15 protein-coding genes are annotated in these 13,635 nt (G+C 76.2%); 10 read left to right on the top strand and 5 right to left on the bottom strand.

Annotated features, from left to right (window positions below; translation table 11 throughout):
• The first annotated feature begins 37 nt into the window (after window positions 1–37).
• Complete coding sequence (locus tag SCATT_RS29455; protein WP_014151752.1) at window positions 38–568, top strand: GNAT family N-acetyltransferase; 531 nt, start codon at window positions 38–40, stop codon at window positions 566–568.
• Between the two features lie 7 nt (window positions 569–575).
• Here SCATT_RS29455 and SCATT_RS29460 read toward each other — a convergent pair whose 3' ends face one another.
• Window positions 576–1,274 (bottom strand): alpha/beta hydrolase family protein, encoded by a 699-nt coding sequence (locus SCATT_RS29460; RefSeq protein ID WP_014151751.1) that lies wholly within the window; start codon window positions 1,272–1,274, stop codon window positions 576–578.
• Window positions 1,275–1,429: 155 nt separating this feature from the next.
• Between SCATT_RS29460 and acpP the strand changes: the two genes are divergently transcribed.
• From acpP to SCATT_RS29475, 3 genes are read left to right on the top strand one after another with little or no spacing between them, the layout of a single operon-like run.
• Window positions 1,430–1,678, top strand: coding sequence for an acyl carrier protein (gene acpP / locus SCATT_RS29465; protein ID WP_014151750.1), 249 nt, complete (start codon window positions 1,430–1,432; stop codon window positions 1,676–1,678).
• 29 nt (window positions 1,679–1,707) lie between these two features.
• Complete coding sequence (locus tag SCATT_RS29470) at window positions 1,708–2,871, top strand: beta-ketoacyl-[acyl-carrier-protein] synthase family protein (protein ID WP_410176206.1); 1,164 nt, start codon at window positions 1,708–1,710, stop codon at window positions 2,869–2,871.
• A complete protein-coding gene (locus tag SCATT_RS29475) occupies window positions 2,861–4,009 on the top strand; it encodes an 8-amino-7-oxononanoate synthase (RefSeq protein ID WP_014151748.1) in 1,149 nt (382 codons plus the stop codon). The genes SCATT_RS29470 and SCATT_RS29475 overlap by 11 nt, the downstream gene beginning before the upstream one ends.
• Before the next feature lie 12 nt (window positions 4,010–4,021).
• Here SCATT_RS29475 and SCATT_RS29480 read toward each other — a convergent pair whose 3' ends face one another.
• The 4 genes from SCATT_RS29480 to SCATT_RS29495 form a co-directional block, all read right to left on the bottom strand.
• Entirely contained in the window at window positions 4,022–5,308 is a 1,287-nt protein-coding gene (locus tag SCATT_RS29480) for a cytochrome P450 (RefSeq protein WP_014151747.1), read from the bottom strand.
• Window positions 5,309–5,340: 32 nt separating this feature from the next.
• The gene (gene bioB, locus SCATT_RS29485; RefSeq protein WP_014151746.1) at window positions 5,341–6,402 is read right to left on the bottom strand and encodes a biotin synthase BioB; all 1,062 of its coding nucleotides are present in this window, start codon (window positions 6,400–6,402) and stop codon (window positions 5,341–5,343) included.
• Window positions 6,403–6,567: 165 nt separating this feature from the next.
• A complete protein-coding gene (gene bioD / locus SCATT_RS29490) occupies window positions 6,568–7,284 on the bottom strand; it encodes a dethiobiotin synthase (protein ID WP_014151745.1) in 717 nt (238 codons plus the stop codon).
• Between the two features lie 76 nt (window positions 7,285–7,360).
• Complete coding sequence (locus SCATT_RS29495; protein WP_014151744.1) at window positions 7,361–8,347, bottom strand: zinc-dependent alcohol dehydrogenase family protein; 987 nt, start codon at window positions 8,345–8,347, stop codon at window positions 7,361–7,363.
• A gap of 100 nt (window positions 8,348–8,447) precedes the next feature.
• On the opposite strand from SCATT_RS29495, the gene SCATT_RS29500 reads away from it, so the two are divergent.
• Genes SCATT_RS29500 through SCATT_RS29525 form a run of 6 tightly spaced genes read left to right on the top strand, consistent with a single transcriptional unit; the run spans window position 8,448 to window position 13,532 of the window.
• Complete coding sequence (locus SCATT_RS29500) at window positions 8,448–8,855, top strand: acyl-CoA thioesterase (RefSeq protein WP_041823711.1); 408 nt, start codon at window positions 8,448–8,450, stop codon at window positions 8,853–8,855.
• Window position 8,856: 1 nt separating this feature from the next.
• Window positions 8,857–9,534 carry an energy-coupling factor ABC transporter ATP-binding protein gene (locus SCATT_RS29505; RefSeq protein WP_014151742.1) on the top strand — a complete coding sequence of 226 codons (678 nt, stop codon included), beginning with the start codon at window positions 8,857–8,859 and terminating at the stop codon, window positions 9,532–9,534.
• A complete protein-coding gene (locus SCATT_RS29510; RefSeq protein WP_014151741.1) occupies window positions 9,531–10,172 on the top strand; it encodes a CbiQ family ECF transporter T component in 642 nt (213 codons plus the stop codon). Before SCATT_RS29505 ends, SCATT_RS29510 begins: the two co-directional genes overlap by 4 nt.
• The gene (locus SCATT_RS29515) at window positions 10,169–10,753 is read left to right on the top strand and encodes a biotin transporter BioY (protein WP_014151740.1); all 585 of its coding nucleotides are present in this window, start codon (window positions 10,169–10,171) and stop codon (window positions 10,751–10,753) included. Before SCATT_RS29510 ends, SCATT_RS29515 begins: the two co-directional genes overlap by 4 nt.
• Window positions 10,754–10,759: 6 nt before the next feature.
• Window positions 10,760–12,340 carry an AMP-binding protein gene (locus tag SCATT_RS29520; protein ID WP_014151739.1) on the top strand — a complete coding sequence of 527 codons (1,581 nt, stop codon included), beginning with the start codon at window positions 10,760–10,762 and terminating at the stop codon, window positions 12,338–12,340.
• Complete coding sequence (locus tag SCATT_RS29525; RefSeq protein WP_014151738.1) at window positions 12,333–13,532, top strand: thiolase family protein; 1,200 nt, start codon at window positions 12,333–12,335, stop codon at window positions 13,530–13,532. Before SCATT_RS29520 ends, SCATT_RS29525 begins: the two co-directional genes overlap by 8 nt.
• Window positions 13,533–13,635: the final 103 nt, after the last annotated feature.

Here is a 13,635-nt window from a genome sequence, read left to right on the forward strand (position 1 = left end):
AAACGCTCCCGTAACGCGTCCCGGTTACCGTCGGGCGATGAGCATCACGGTGAACGGCAACGCCACGCGGACCCTGATCCGGCCGGGGGGCGAGGACGACCTCGACGAGCTGACCCGGATCTACAACCACTACGTCACCGGGACCCCGGTCACCTTCGACACCGAACCGTTCACCCCGGAGCAACGGCGGGGCTGGCTGACGTCGCACCCCGCGCACGGCCCGCACCGGCTGCTGGTCGCCGAGGAGGACGGCGCACTCCTCGGCTACGCCACCAGCAGCCCGTTCCGGCCGAAGGCCGCCTACGCCACCTCCGTGGAGACCAGCGTCTACCTGGCACCGGAACACGTCGGGCGCGGTGTCGGCGGCCTGCTGTACCAGGCGCTCTTCACCGCGCTGGCCGACGAGGACGTCCACCAGGCGCTGGCCGGTGTCACCGTGCCCAACGAGGCCTCCGAACGCCTCCATCGGCGCTTCGGCTTCCAGCCGTGCGGGGTCCACCGCGAGGTGGGCCGCAAGTTCGGGAGGTTCTGGGACGTGGCGTGGTTCCAGCGGCCGGTGGGGCGTTGACCGCGGATCACCCGTGGCCGGCGGTGAGCCGGAGAATGTGGCCGGCCGTGCCGTCCGGGTCGACGAGCTGGTGCAGGTGCGCGCCCGGCAGGTGGCCGACGCGCCAGCCGCGCGCCCGCGCCTCGTCGGCGAGGCCGTCGTACGGCGGGCCGAACAGCAGGTAGGAGCAGGGGTGGTCGTCCCAGCCGACGGGGACCGGGATCCGCTGCTGGTAGTAGGACAGCGGCAGGGCGGGCTCCTCCGCCTCGACGGCCTTACGGGTCGCGGGGTCGGGGAACATCGGGGCGACGTCCGCCTCGTCGTACCAGTCGGTCCAGCGGGGCAGGACGCCGTCGACCGCCAACGGGCGCAGGAAGTCCAGCAGTTCGGGCGGGGCCACCGGGGTGGGCCCGGTGCGGGCGGGCAGCGCGGCGTCGACGAAGACCGAACCGGCCACCGGGTGGTCCAGGCCCGCGCGGACGGCGGGGAGGAAGAGCCCGGCGTTGCTGTGCGCGACGAGCACCAGCGGTTGGTCCGCCGGGACATCGCCGAGGCCGTCCCGGACGGCTTCGACGGCCCGGGGCCAGAACGGCGGCGCCCCCGCACCGGCCCGGGCCAGCGACGGCACCCGCACCCGGCGTCCGGCCGCGCGCAACCGCTCCGCGACGGGCTGCCAGGTCGACGGGCCCACCGAGGGGCTGTGTATCAGGACGAAGACCGGTTCCATGACGGCATCCTGCCGTCACCCCGCACGCCCCCGCGGCCGGCTCGGCCCAGGGCGAACACCCGTCGCAACGCGGCGAGTTCCGGTCTCCCCCCGGCGCCGGGCGTGTAGTTGGATGTCCGTCGCGGACGGCGGCGGCGTGGGCCGGGGGGGACGGGATGGACGACGGGATGGACGACGGGATGTTCGAGCGGGTCGTCGCGTGCGTGGTGGAGGTGCTCCAGGTGCCGCCGCGGGAGGTGGTGGCCGACGCGGCCTTCACCGACGACCTGGGGGCGACCAGCCTGACCCTGGTGGAGGTGGTCATGGCGCTGGAGGAGGAGTTCGGCGTCGAGGTGCCGGAGGCCGAGGTGGAACGGGTACGGACCGTGGGCGACGCCTGCGACCTGGTGCGCGGGCTGTCGTGAGGGCGGGCCGCCGGGTCGTGGTGACCGGCGTGGGCAGCGTGCTGGCCGCGGGCGTCGGGGCCGGCGCGCTGTGGCGGGCGCTGCTGGAGCCGCCGCCGCCCGGGCACCGTCCGGTGGCCGGCTGGGATCCGTCGCCGTGGCTCGATCGCGTCGAGGCCCGGCACGCGGACCGGTTCACCCAGTTCGCGGTGGCCGCGGCGGAGTTGGCCGTGGCGGACGCCGGACACCCCCGCCCGGCGGGGCGGGACGCGGGTGTGGTGCTCGGCACCGCGCTCGCCGGGGTGACCACGCTGGAGGCCCAGGTGCTGATCCGCGCGGAACGCGGGGGCAAGCGGGTCTCGCCGTTCACCGTTCCGATGGTGATGCCCAACGCGGCGGCGGCCACGGTGTCGCGGCGGTTCGGACTGCGGGGGCCGTGCGAGACGGTGACCACGGCGTGCGCGGCCGGTACGCACGCCATCGGCTCGGCGGCCCGGCTGGTCGCGGCCGGGGTGTGCGACACGGTGCTGGCCGGCGGCACCGAGGCCGCGATGAGCGACACGGTGATGGCCGGGTTCCACACCATGCGGGCGCTGTCGGCGACCGGCCGGGCCCGCCCCTTCGACGCCGGGCGGGACGGGTTCGTGGTCGCCGAGGGCGCGGCGGTGCTGGTGCTGGAGGCGTGGGAGACGGCGCTGGAGCGCGGCGCCCGGGTCCACGCCGAGGTGCTGGGCGCGGCCTCCACGGCGGACGCCCACGACCTGACCGCACCGCTGCCGGACGGCTCCGCGGCGGCCCGCTGCGTCACCCTCGCGCTGCGCGACGCCGGTCTCGCCCCGGCCGCGATCGGCCAGGTGAACGCGCACGGCACCGGCACCCGACAGGGCGACCTCGCCGAAGCCCGCGCGCTCACCGCGGTCTTCGGGGCCCAAGGGCCGCCGGTCACCTCGGCCAAGGGCGCCACCGGACACGCCTTCGGGGCGAGCGGCGCCCTGGAGGCGACCGCCGTCGTGCTCTCCCTGACGCACGGCCTGATCCCCCCGGTCGCCGGCCTCGTCGTACCCGACCCCGGCCTCGGCCCCCTCGACCTGGTCACCGGCGCCCCCCGCCGCTGGACCGCCCGGCCCGCCCTGTCCACCTCCTTCGGCTTCGGCGGCCACAACGGCTGCCTCGTCCTCGGCCCGCCCCCGCAAGGCCGGTGCCGTGCGGGGTGAGGCGGTCTTCGACTGGCTGGCGGACACCGCGCGGCGCAGGGAGCGGGCGGGGCTGCGGCGGACGGCCCGGGCGCGCGGACCGGTCGGGTCGGGGGTCAACCTGTCGGGCAACGACTACCTGGGGCTCGCCCGCCATCCCGAGGTGTGCGCCGCGGCGGCGGAGGCGTGCCGGGTGTGGGGGGCCGGGTCGACCGGGTCGCGGCTGGTGACCGGGACGACCGCGCTGCACGAGGAGTTGGAGGAACGGCTCGCCCGGTTCTGCGGGACCGAGGCCGCGCTGGTCTTCTCCTCGGGCTATCTGGCCAACGTCGGGGCGCTGACCGCGTTGTGCCGTCCGGGGAGCCTGGTGGTGATGGACGGCCACGCGCACGCCTCGCTGATCGACGGCGGACGGCTGTCGGGGGCCGCGGTGGCGGAGACGGCGCACGGCGAACTGGCCGCCGTGGAGGACGTGTTGGCGCGGCGGCGGCAGCGGCGGGCGGTGGTGGTCACCGAGTCGGTGTTCTCCGTGGACGGGGACGCGGCCGATCTCGCCGGGCTGCTCGGCGTCGCCCGCCGGCACGGGGCGGCGCTGCTGGTGGACGAGGCCCACGCGCTGGGCGTGGTGGGCGAACGGGGGCGCGGCGCGCTGGCCGGGGCGGGGCTGGCCGGGGAGACGGACGTGGTGATGACGACCACGTTGTCGAAGGCGCTCGGGGCGCAGGGCGGGGCGGTGCTCGGGTCCCGCCGGGTCGTGGAGCACGTGCTCAACAGCGCGCGGAGTTTCCTGTTCGACACCGGTCTGGCGCCCGGGTGCGCGGGCGGCGCGCTGGCCGCGTTGCGGTTGCTGGAACGGGAGCCGGGGCGGGCCGTGCGGGTGCGGGAGGTGGCGGCCCGGTTGCGGGAGGGGCTGGCGGCGGCGGGGCTGACGGTGACCGCGGGGGGCGCCGCGGTGGTGTCGGTGCGGGCGGAGTCGGCCCGGGCGGCGGTCGCGTGGCAGGAGAACTGCCGGGCCGCCGGGGTGGAGGTGAGCTGCTTCCGGCCGCCGTCGGTGCCGGACCGCTTCTCCCGGCTGCGGCTGACCGCCCGCGCGGATCTGACCGACGAGGAGGTGGCGCGGGCGGTGTCGGTGATCGCCGCGGCCCGGCCGGACGATTGAGCTGACGCTACGTCAGCTTCGTTCGACCAGCACCTCGGTGGGCGCCCGGAACGACAGCAGTCCGAGCAGCGGCGTCTCGCCGGGCGGGCGCACCGGGCGCAGCGTGGGCAGCCGTGCCGAGACCGACCGCAGCACCACCTCGGCCTCCATCCGCGCCAGCGCGGCGCCCGGGCACCGGTGGCGTCCGATGCCGAACGACAGGTGCTCCCGGCCGCGCGGGCGGCCGGGACGCAGCTCCTCGGGGGCGTCGAAGACCACGGGGTCCGATCCGGTGGCGGCGAGCAGAAGCAACAGCGGGGCGCCGGGCGGGAGTTGGACGCCGCCGATCTCGGCGGGGCCCGCGGTGATCCGGCGCCAGGTGGTCAGCGGCGGCTCGCGGCGCAGCATCTCCTCGGCCCACAGCGCGGCGAGCCCCGGTTCGCGGCCCAGTCGCGGCCACAGCACGCGGTCGTGCAGGGCGCGCAGCAGCATGGTGGCGAGCATCTGGCCGGTGGTCGCCTGACCGGCGATGACCATGAAGTAGCAGACCGCGACGATCTCCCGCCGGTCCAGCGGGGTGCCGTCCGGGTGCCGGTGGCCGGCGAGCAGTCCGAGCAGGCCCGGCCGGGCCTGCTCGGCGCGGTCGGCGAGCGTGCCGAGCCAGCGGTGGAAACCGGCCGCGAGCCGGGCCAGTCGGGGCTGCCGGGAGCGCTCCGGGAAGCCCCAGAACAGCTCCAGGGAGGCGTCGTTCCAGCGGGCCAGGGTGGCCAGGTCGACCCCGTCGTCCGCCTCGACGTCGGCGCGCAGGCCGAGCACTTCGAGCATGACGGCGAACGGCAGGTCACGGGTGAGGGCGGCCACCAGGTCGCAGCGGCCGTGCGCGGCCAACTCCGCCTCCACCCGGTCCAGGTGGCGTTCGGCGAGCCGGGTCACCAGGGGCACCGCGGCGGCGACCCGGCCGCCGGAGAGCAGCCGGCCGACCAGCCGGCGCAGCCCCGCGTGGCCCGGCGAGCCGTTGTTGGCCAGCGTGGGCGGCAGGTCGAACCCCGCGGCGGCCAGTTCGCGCAGCGCGGGCACCGACAGGCGCACCACCGCGTCGAGGGTGTTGTCCGGCCGGAAGCGGACCGGGTCGAGCAGCACCCGCCGTACGTCGTGGTAGCGGCTGACCAGCCACAGACCGGTGGCGGGGTCGCGGTGCACCGGTGCGGTGCGCCGGAGCCGGGCGTAGACCGGCCAGGGGTCGGCGGTGAAGGCGGCCGTGAACAGGCCGGACGCCGGGCATCCGGCCCCGGCGGGCCCGGTGCGGCTGGTGTGCTCCACGATGCGGCGGCCCCTCACCCGTTCCGGGCCGGTCAGACGTTGGGCGGCAGGGCGGTGCCGGCGCCGCGTTTGCGCGGGGTGACCGCGTCCTTGCGGTGGGCGGGCATGGTGGTCTCGCCCGTGCCCTCGATCCGGAAGCCGGCGTCGCGGATCATCGCCAGGTCGGCGGCGCCCGGCTGGCCCTCGCTGGTCAGGTAGTCGCCCAGGAAGAGGGAGTTGGCGATGTGCAGCGCCAGCGGTTGCAGGGAGCGCAGATGGATCTCGCGCCCGCCGCCGATCCGTACCTCCACGTCGGGGCAGACGAAGCGGACCATGGCCAGAATGCGCAGGCACCGCTGCGGGGTGAGGGTCCACTCGCTCTCCAGCGGGGTGCCCTCGAACGGCATCAGGAAGTTGACCGGCACCGAGTCGGGGTCCAGGGTGCGCAGCGACAGGGCGACGTCCACCAGGTCCTCGTCGCTCTCCCCCATGCCGGCGATCAGGCCGGAGCAGGGCGACAGCCCGGCCGCCCGGGCCTGGTCGACCGTACCGACCCGGTCCTGGTAGGTGTGGGTGGTGCAGATGTCGGCGTACCGGTCGCCGGCGGTGTTGAGGTTGTGGTTGTAGGCGTCCGCGCCCGCCTCGCCGAGCTGTTCCGCCTGGCCCTCGCCGAGCAGGCCGAGGCAGGCGCAGACCTCCACGCCGGGGTTGTCGCGGCGGATGGCGGCGATGGTGTCGGCGACCCGGTGGATGTCGCGGTCGCTGGGGCCGCGTCCGCTGGCCACCAGGCAGACCCGTTTGGCGCCCGCCGAGATCCCCGCGGACGCGGTGCGGGCCGCCTCCTCGGGCGCCAACCAGGTGTACTTGAGCACGTCCGCGCGGGAGCCGAGGCGCTGCGAGCAGTACGAGCAGTCCTCCGGGCACAGCCCGCTCTTGAGGTTCACCAGGTAGTTGAGCTTGACCCGGCGGCCGAAGTAGTGGTGGCGTACCCGGAAGGCGGCGGCGACCACGTCGAGGAGGTCGTCGTCCTCGGTGCGCAGGACGGCCAGGGCCTCCTCGCGCGTGGGGGTTTCGCGGCGTAACGCCTTGCCGACGAGGGTGTCGAGTAGTTGCATGCCGGCCGGACCTCTCTGGTGCGGTTCACGGGGACGAACGGGGGCCGGGCCGTCGCGGGGCGTGCCGGGGCCGTTCGGAAACCGGGGCGAGTGCCGTGCGTGGGGCCGAGTATCACAGCGCGCGGCGGCCGGGTGAAGGGGCGTAATCGGACAGCGGCCGGGGCGTCAGGGCGCGTGGCGCGCGGTGAACGCGTCCGCGTCGAACTCGCCGCCGAGCGCGGGTCCGAGCCCGGTGCGCGCGGCCCGCAGGAAGGCGGCGCGGTCCAGCGCGGCCATGTCCGCGGGGAGCACCCCGGCCAGCGGGGCGCCGGACATCCGCGGCAGGTCGTGGAGGTTGCACCGCATCGCCAGGTCGGGGCGGGCCGGCCAGCTGCCGATCACCACGCCCGCGCAGCGGATGCCGCGGCGGTCCAGGGCCTCGGTGGTCAGCGCGGTGGCGTTGAGGGTGCCCAGCCCCGGCGCGGCGACCACCAGGACCCGGATGCCCAGTTCGCGGGCGAGGTCGGCGAGGGTCCACCCCTGTTCGTCGAAGCGGGCCAGCAGTCCGCCGGCGCCCTCGCAGAGCACCAGGTCGTGTTCGGCCTCCAAAATACGCAGCGCGTCGGCCGCCGCCGGGAGCGGGACGGTCGGCAGCCCGGCCCGGCGCGCGGCGGTGTCCGGCGCCAACGGCTCGGGGTAGCGGGCGAGTTCGCGTACGGTGACGGGTCCGGCGAGCCGGCACACCTCGGCGAGGTCGCCGTCCTGCCCGGGGGCCAGTCCGGTCTGGGCGGGTTTGACGGCGGCCACCCGGCGTCCGGCGGCGCGGGCGAGCGCGGCCACCGCGGCCGTGGTGACGGTCTTGCCCACCTCGGTGCCGGTTCCGCTGACGGCCAGCAGTGCCATTCCCACCTCCCCCATCGGCGCGCCGCACGAGGATAGGCGCCGCGGACCGGCCGCCGACAGCACGGTTCCGGCCGCGTCACCCGATGCGCAGCAGCACCTTGCCCGGCCGCCCCGGCGCCGCCTCCAGGCCGATCGCCCGCCGCACCTCGGCCAGCGGCACCACGTGCGCCACCGCCGAGGCCGCCGTGCCGTCGGCGACCAGCCGCTGCACCTCGGTGAGGGCCCGCTCGACCTCGTCGCGTCCGGCCGAGTGCACCCAGTCGCGCAGCCGGAACAACACCACGCGCACGTCGGGGCGTTCGGCGGCGAGGGCGGGCGGCAGGGGGCGGCCGGAGAGCAGCCCGTAGTGGACCAGCGTGCCGCCCGGGGCGAGCGCGCGGGCCAGCGCGGCCCCCTCCGCGCCGCCGACCGCGTCGAGCACCACCGCCGGCGCCACGCCGCCGGCCGCCGCCCGGACCGCCTCGGGCAGCGCCCGGCGCACCGGCTCGTTGGCGGTGCACACCACGGCCGCGGTGCGCAGCCCGGCCAGCCGCTGGTACCCGCGGGGGTGGCGGACGACGGCGACCGGCTCGGTGCCGGCCCGGTTGAGCATGCGGACGATCATGCGGCCGATGGCGGAGCCGGCCGCGTTGACGACCACGGCGGCCGGGGCGGGCACGTACCGGCGCGTCATCCGCCAGGCGGTGAGCGGGTTGATGTAGGAGGTGGCCGCCTGCTCGTCGGTGAGTTCCGGCAGCACCGGGAAGCACCAGCGGGCCTCGGTGACCTTGATCTGCTGCCACGCCCCCGCGCTGCCCAGCGGCAGCACCCGCTCCCCGGGCACCAGGCCGGTCACCCCCGGGCCGACGGCCGCCACCACCCCCACCCCCTCGAAACCGGGCACGAACGGCAGCACGGTACGGGAGGCGTACGCCCCGGAAACGGTCAGCAGGTCCGAGGGGTTGACGGCGGCCAGCGCCATCCGCACGGCGACCTCGCCCGGCCCCGGCTCGGGCGGCCGGTACTCCTCGGTGGCGACCACCCGCGCGGCCGGGCCGAAGCTGCGGACGACGCATCTGAGCACGGGAGTTCTCTCCATGGTGGTGACGGCCCGGCGGCGGGCTGTGTACGGTAACAGACAGCAGCGCGCATCCGGTACGAGGCCAGCCGGGAGGGGGCGGTCGGTGCGGTTACGTGTGCCCTTCTCCGACGTGGACATGCACGGCCATGTGCACAACGGGGTCTACTTCGCGTACGTCGAGACCGCGCTCAACGAGTTCCTGCGCCTCGGCGGGCTCTCCGGCCGCTTCGACCCTCGCCACAACGACGTCGTCTACCACGTGCGCAAGGCGGAGTTGGTCTACCACGCCCCGGCCGGCTTCGAGGACGAACTCGACGTCACCCCGCGCGTGGCCCGCATCGGTGACAGCAGTCTGACGTTCGCGGTGGCGGTGACCCGGGCCGGGGACGGCACACCGGTGGCCGACGCCACCGTGGTGTGGGTCTGCGTGGACCGCGCCACCGGTCGCACCACGCCCGTCCCGGACGCCACCCGCGCCGCGCTGGCGGCCACCGCCGGCGAGGACCGGTGACGTGCGGATCACCCTGGACGACGTCACCGTCCGCTTCGGCGACCGCACCGTGCTCGACGGCGTCAGCCTCGACCTGACCGAGCACCGCGTCGGCGTCATCGGCCCCAACGGCTCCGGCAAGAGCACGCTGGCCCGCCTCCTCAACGGCCTGGTCACCCCCAGCCGGGGCACGGTACGGGTGGACGGGCTGAGCACCGCCGAGCACGCGCGGGCGGTCCGGCGGCGGGTCGGCTTCGTCTTCCAGAACCCGGACAACCAGATCGTGCTGCCGGTGGTCGCCGAGGACATGGCGTTCGGGCTGCGCAACACCGGGGTGCCGCGCAAGGAGATCCCGGCCCGGGTGGAGCGGCAGCTGGCCCGGTTCGGGGTGGCCGGGCTGGCGGAGCGGCCCAGCCACGCGCTCAGCGGCGGGGAAAAACAACTCGTCGCGCTGGCCTCGGTGTTGGTGATGGAGCCGGACACCGTGGTCTTCGACGAGCCGACCACCCTGCTCGACCTGCGCAACCGCAACCTCATCCGGTCCTACATCGACGCCATGCCGCAGCAGGCGGTGGTGGTCACCCACGACCTGGAACTGCTCTGCGGCTACGACCGGGTGCTGGTGGTGGACGAGGGGCGGATCGTCCACGACGGCAAGCCGCTGACGGCGGTGCCCTGGTACGTGGAGCACTGCTCATGAGCGCGCCGCTGACGCTGTACGTGCCGGGTGACACCCCGTTGCACCGGGTGCCGGCCGGGTGGAAGGTGGCGGCGCTGCCGCTCACCGGGGTCGCGCTGTTCCTGGTGGACGCGCCGGTGGTGCTGGCGCCGTGCGCGGCGGTGGCCGCGCTGGCGCTGGGGTCGGTGCGGGCGCCGAGGCAGCGGCTGGCTCGCCATCTGGCCGGCCCGCTCGTGGTGCTGGTGCTGGTGGTGGCGGCGGCGCTGGTCTTCCAGTCGGCGGCGACCGCGGCCACCGTGGGGCTGCGGCTGCTGGCGCTGCTGCTGGCGGCGCTGACGGTCACCTTCACCACGCGTACGGCGGACATGCTGGACGTGCTGGACCGGGTGTTGCGTCCGCTGGAGCGCACCCGGCTGGTGAACGCGGCGGCGGTCTCGCTCGCGGTGTCGCTGGCGCTGCGCTTCATCCCCGAGGCGTTCCACCGCTACCGGGAGATCCGCGAGGCGCAGGCGGCCCGGGGGCTCTCCGGCAGTCCGCTGGCGCTGCTGGTGCCGTTGGTGGTGCGGGTGCTGAAGGCGGCGGACGAGATCGCGGCGGCGGTGGACGCGCGCTGCTTCCCGCCGTCCCGTACCCCGTTGTCCGAGGAGGGCGGCCGATGACCGGGCGGGGCGGGCGTCGTCACCTGGAGACCAGGGACATCGTGCTGATCGCGTTGTTCTGCGCGGTCATCGTGGCGCTGGGGCTGGTGCCGCCGCTGGACGTGGGGATCGCCTCGGTGCCGATCACCATGCAGACGCTGGGGGTGATGCTGGCCGGCAGCGTGCTGGGGCCGGTGCGGGGGGCCGGGGCGTGCGCGCTGGTGGTGCTGCTGACCATCGCCGGGCTGCCGGTGCTGGCCGGCGGGCGGGGCGGCTTCGGGGTGATCCCCGGGCCGACCGGGGGCTATCTGCTGGGCTGGATCCCGGGGGCGTTCGTCACCGGGCTGCTGGTCACCGTGGTCGCGGTACGCCGCCGCAGCTGCCTGGGCCAGCGACTGGCCACGCTGGCGGCCTGTCTGGTCGGCGGGATCCTGGTCGTCTACGCGCTGGGGGTGCCGTGGACGGCGGCGGTGACCGGGCTGAGCCTGCGCCAGTCGGCGGTGGGCGCGCTGTACTACCTGCCGGGTGACGTGGCCAAGGCGGTGGTAGCGGCGCTGGTCTCGTACCAGGTGCGCAGGTCCTACCCGATCGAGCGGAGGTGAGCCGGCATGCCGGTGGCGCGCCGGGTGGCGGATGCGGCGGCCGGGCCGGGGGCCGACGGTCCCGCGTTCGTGATGGACGACGTCGCGGTCACCCACCGGCAACTGGCGCTGCGGGCCGCGGCGGTGGCGGCCGGGCTGCGTACGGTGCCCGCCCGGCGCCGTGACTGGCTCACGGCGGACGCCCGGCTGCTGGCGATCGCCACCGGCAACCACCCGGTCTTCGCCGAGCTGTTCACCGGGGGCACGGCCGGTGACGGGGCGTGCGCGGTGCTCGATCCGCAGTGGGGGGTCCGGCAGGCCGAGGCGGTGCTGACGCGGCTGCGGCCGGATCTGCTGGTGGTCGGTGACGAGGGGTCCGCGCTGCGCGGGCCGGCCGCGGCGCTGGGGGTGCCGGTGCTGGTGGCCGACGGCGGCCCGGACGGCTACGAGGCGTGGCGGGAGGCTCATCAACCCGCCGGTTTCCAGGGCTTGCTGACGGTTGGTCAGGACGGGTCGGCGTTCCTGGTGGGCTTCACCTCCGGCACCACCGGCGTGCCCAAGGCGTTCCGGCGCTCGCGGGGTTCGTGGCGGGCGAGTCTGGCGCTGGGCCGTACCGCCTGGGGGATGGACGCCACCCGGCACACCTTCGCCCCCGGACCGCTGGCGCACGGGCTCAGCCTCTACGCGCTCGCCGAGTGCCTGGAGGCGGGGGCGGCCTTCCACGGGCTCACCCGGTTCGGGGGCGGCGCCTTCGCCGAGCGGCTGGCGGCCGGCTCGGTGCGGCGGCTGGTGGTCGCCCCGACGATGCTCAGCGCGCTCTGCTCGGCCGCCGGCGACCGCCGCTTCCCCGGGGTGGACCACGTGGTGACCGGGGCCGCCCGGCTCCCTCCCGAGTTGCTCCCCCCGGCCGCCCGCGTCCTGCCCGCCGCCCGCGTCACCGAGTACTACGGCGCCTCCGAACTCGGCTTCGTCACCCGGCGCGAGCTGGGCCCGCTGCCGCAGGCCGCCCGGCGGGCCGGCCAGGACGACGAACCGGACGTGGGCACCGCGTTCCCCGGTGTGGAGCTGGCGGTGCGCGACGAGAAGGGCGCCGCGCTGCCCGCGGGGGGCACCGGAACGGTGTGGGTGCGCACCCCGCTGGCCTGCGACGGCTACCTGTGGGGCGACGGGGGCTTCCGTACCGAGGACGGCTGGGCGACCGTCGGCGACCTGGGGCGCCTCGGGTCCGACGGGCGGCTGCGGCTGGCCGGCCGTGGCGGGATGGTGATCACCGGTGGCCTCAACGTCTACCTCGCGGAGGTGGAGCAGGCGCTGACCGCGTTGCCGGGGATCGACCAGGCGCTGGTCACCGGGGTGCCCGACGACTACCTCGGGCGGGCGCTGGTCGCCGTGGTCACCGGCCCCGGGGTCGCCGGGCTCAGCCAGGCTCGGCTGCGGGAGCTGTGCCGTCCGTCGCTGGCCCGCTACAAGGTGCCGCGGCGGCTGTACACGCTCGACGCGTGGCCGCTCACCGCCAGCGGCAAGATCGCCCGGGGGGTCGTCGAGGGGTGGATCGCCGACGCCGGCCCCCGGCTCGTCCCACTGCCCCCGGGAGACGACGATGGCTGACGCGCTGTCCGACGAACGGCGTCCGGTGGTGGTCGCCGCCCGCCGTACGCCCATCGGCCGGGCCGGCGGCGCGCTGGCCGGGGTCGAGGTGTCGACGCTGCTGGCCGCGGTGATCCGGGACGCGCTGGCCGACGCCCGGGCCGACCCCGGGCTCGTCGACGACGTGCTGGTGGGCAACGCGGTCGGGGGCGGCGGCAACCCGGCGCGGCTCGCGGCGCTGGAGGCGGGGCTGCCGGTGGAGGTCCCCGGGGTGAGCGTGGACCGGCAGTGCGGGTCGGGCCTGGAGGCGGTGGTGCTCGCCTGCCGGCTGGTGGCCGCGGGCGCCGGTGAGGTCTATCTGGCGGGCGGCGGCGAGAGCGTGAGCACCGCGCCGTGGCGGGTGCGTCCGCCCCGGCGGCCGGGCGGGCTGCCGGAGTTCTACGCCCGACCCCGGTTCGCCCCGGAGTCGGTGGGCGACCCGGAGATGGGGGTGGCGGCGGAGAACGTGGCCGCGGCGTACGGCGTGTCGCGGCGGCGGCAGGACGAGTTCGCGCTGCGCAGCCATCGCCGGGCGGTGGCGGCGTGGCGGGCGGGACGGTTCGCCGCCGAGACCACCCCGGTGGACACCGGGCGGGCCCGGGTGACGCGGGACGAGTGCCCCCGCCCGGACACCTCACTGGCGGCGCTGGCCGCGCTGCCCGCCGTCTTCGTGGCCGGCGGCACGGTCACCGCGGGCAACTCCTGCCCGGTCAACGACGGTGCCGCCATGGTGGTGGTGACCAGTGTGGCGGCGGCCCGGCGGCTCGGGCACCGCCGCGGGCTGGGCTTCGTCGACGCGGCCGGCGCCGGGGTCGACCCCGGTATGCTCGGCATCGGCCCGGTGGCGGCCACCCGGCGGCTGCGGGCCCGCAACCCCGCTCTCGACCCGCGGGCGGTGCACCGGGTGGAGTTCAACGAGGCGTTCGCGGCACAGGTGTTGGCCTCCCTCGACGCCCTGGGCATCGATCCAGAACACGTCAACCTCGACGGCGGCGCGCTGGCCCTCGGCCATCCGTACGGCGCCTCCGGGGCGGTGCTGGTCACCCGGCTGTACAGCCAGCTGGTCCGGGAGCGGGCGGACGGGGTGCCGCCGTGCGGTGCCCGCGCGCTGGCCATGATGGGCATCGCCGGGGGGCTGGGGATCAGCGCGCTCTTCGAATCGCTGGCCTGGTGACCCGGGCGACCGTGCCCGGTTCACCCACGCAGGGCACCGCGAGGGCCGCCTGGCCGCAGCCTGCCTGCGCGAACCCCGAACACCTGCTCCGATGGGGTCCGTA

This window comes from Streptantibioticus cattleyicolor NRRL 8057 = DSM 46488, assembly GCF_000240165.1.
GTDB classification, from domain to species: Bacteria; Actinomycetota; Actinomycetes; order Streptomycetales; family Streptomycetaceae; genus Streptantibioticus; species Streptantibioticus cattleyicolor.

Coding starts and splice junctions, on each gene's coding strand:
- SCATT_RS29520 (WP_014151739.1), top strand. CDS start 10,760: ATGCCGGTGGCGCGCCGGGTGGCGGATGCGGCGGCCGGGCCGGGGGCC.
- SCATT_RS29515 (WP_014151740.1), top strand. CDS start 10,169: ATGACCGGGCGGGGCGGGCGTCGTCACCTGGAGACCAGGGACATCGTG.
- acpP (WP_014151750.1), top strand. CDS start 1,430: ATGGACGACGGGATGGACGACGGGATGTTCGAGCGGGTCGTCGCGTGC.
- bioB (WP_014151746.1), bottom strand. CDS start 6,402: ATGCAACTACTCGACACCCTCGTCGGCAAGGCGTTACGCCGCGAAACC.
- SCATT_RS29455 (WP_014151752.1), top strand. CDS start 38: ATGAGCATCACGGTGAACGGCAACGCCACGCGGACCCTGATCCGGCCG.
- SCATT_RS29510 (WP_014151741.1), top strand. CDS start 9,531: ATGAGCGCGCCGCTGACGCTGTACGTGCCGGGTGACACCCCGTTGCAC.
- SCATT_RS29525 (WP_014151738.1), top strand. CDS start 12,333: ATGGCTGACGCGCTGTCCGACGAACGGCGTCCGGTGGTGGTCGCCGCC.
- bioD (WP_014151745.1), bottom strand. CDS start 7,284: ATGGCACTGCTGGCCGTCAGCGGAACCGGCACCGAGGTGGGCAAGACC.
- SCATT_RS29460 (WP_014151751.1), bottom strand. CDS start 1,274: ATGGAACCGGTCTTCGTCCTGATACACAGCCCCTCGGTGGGCCCGTCG.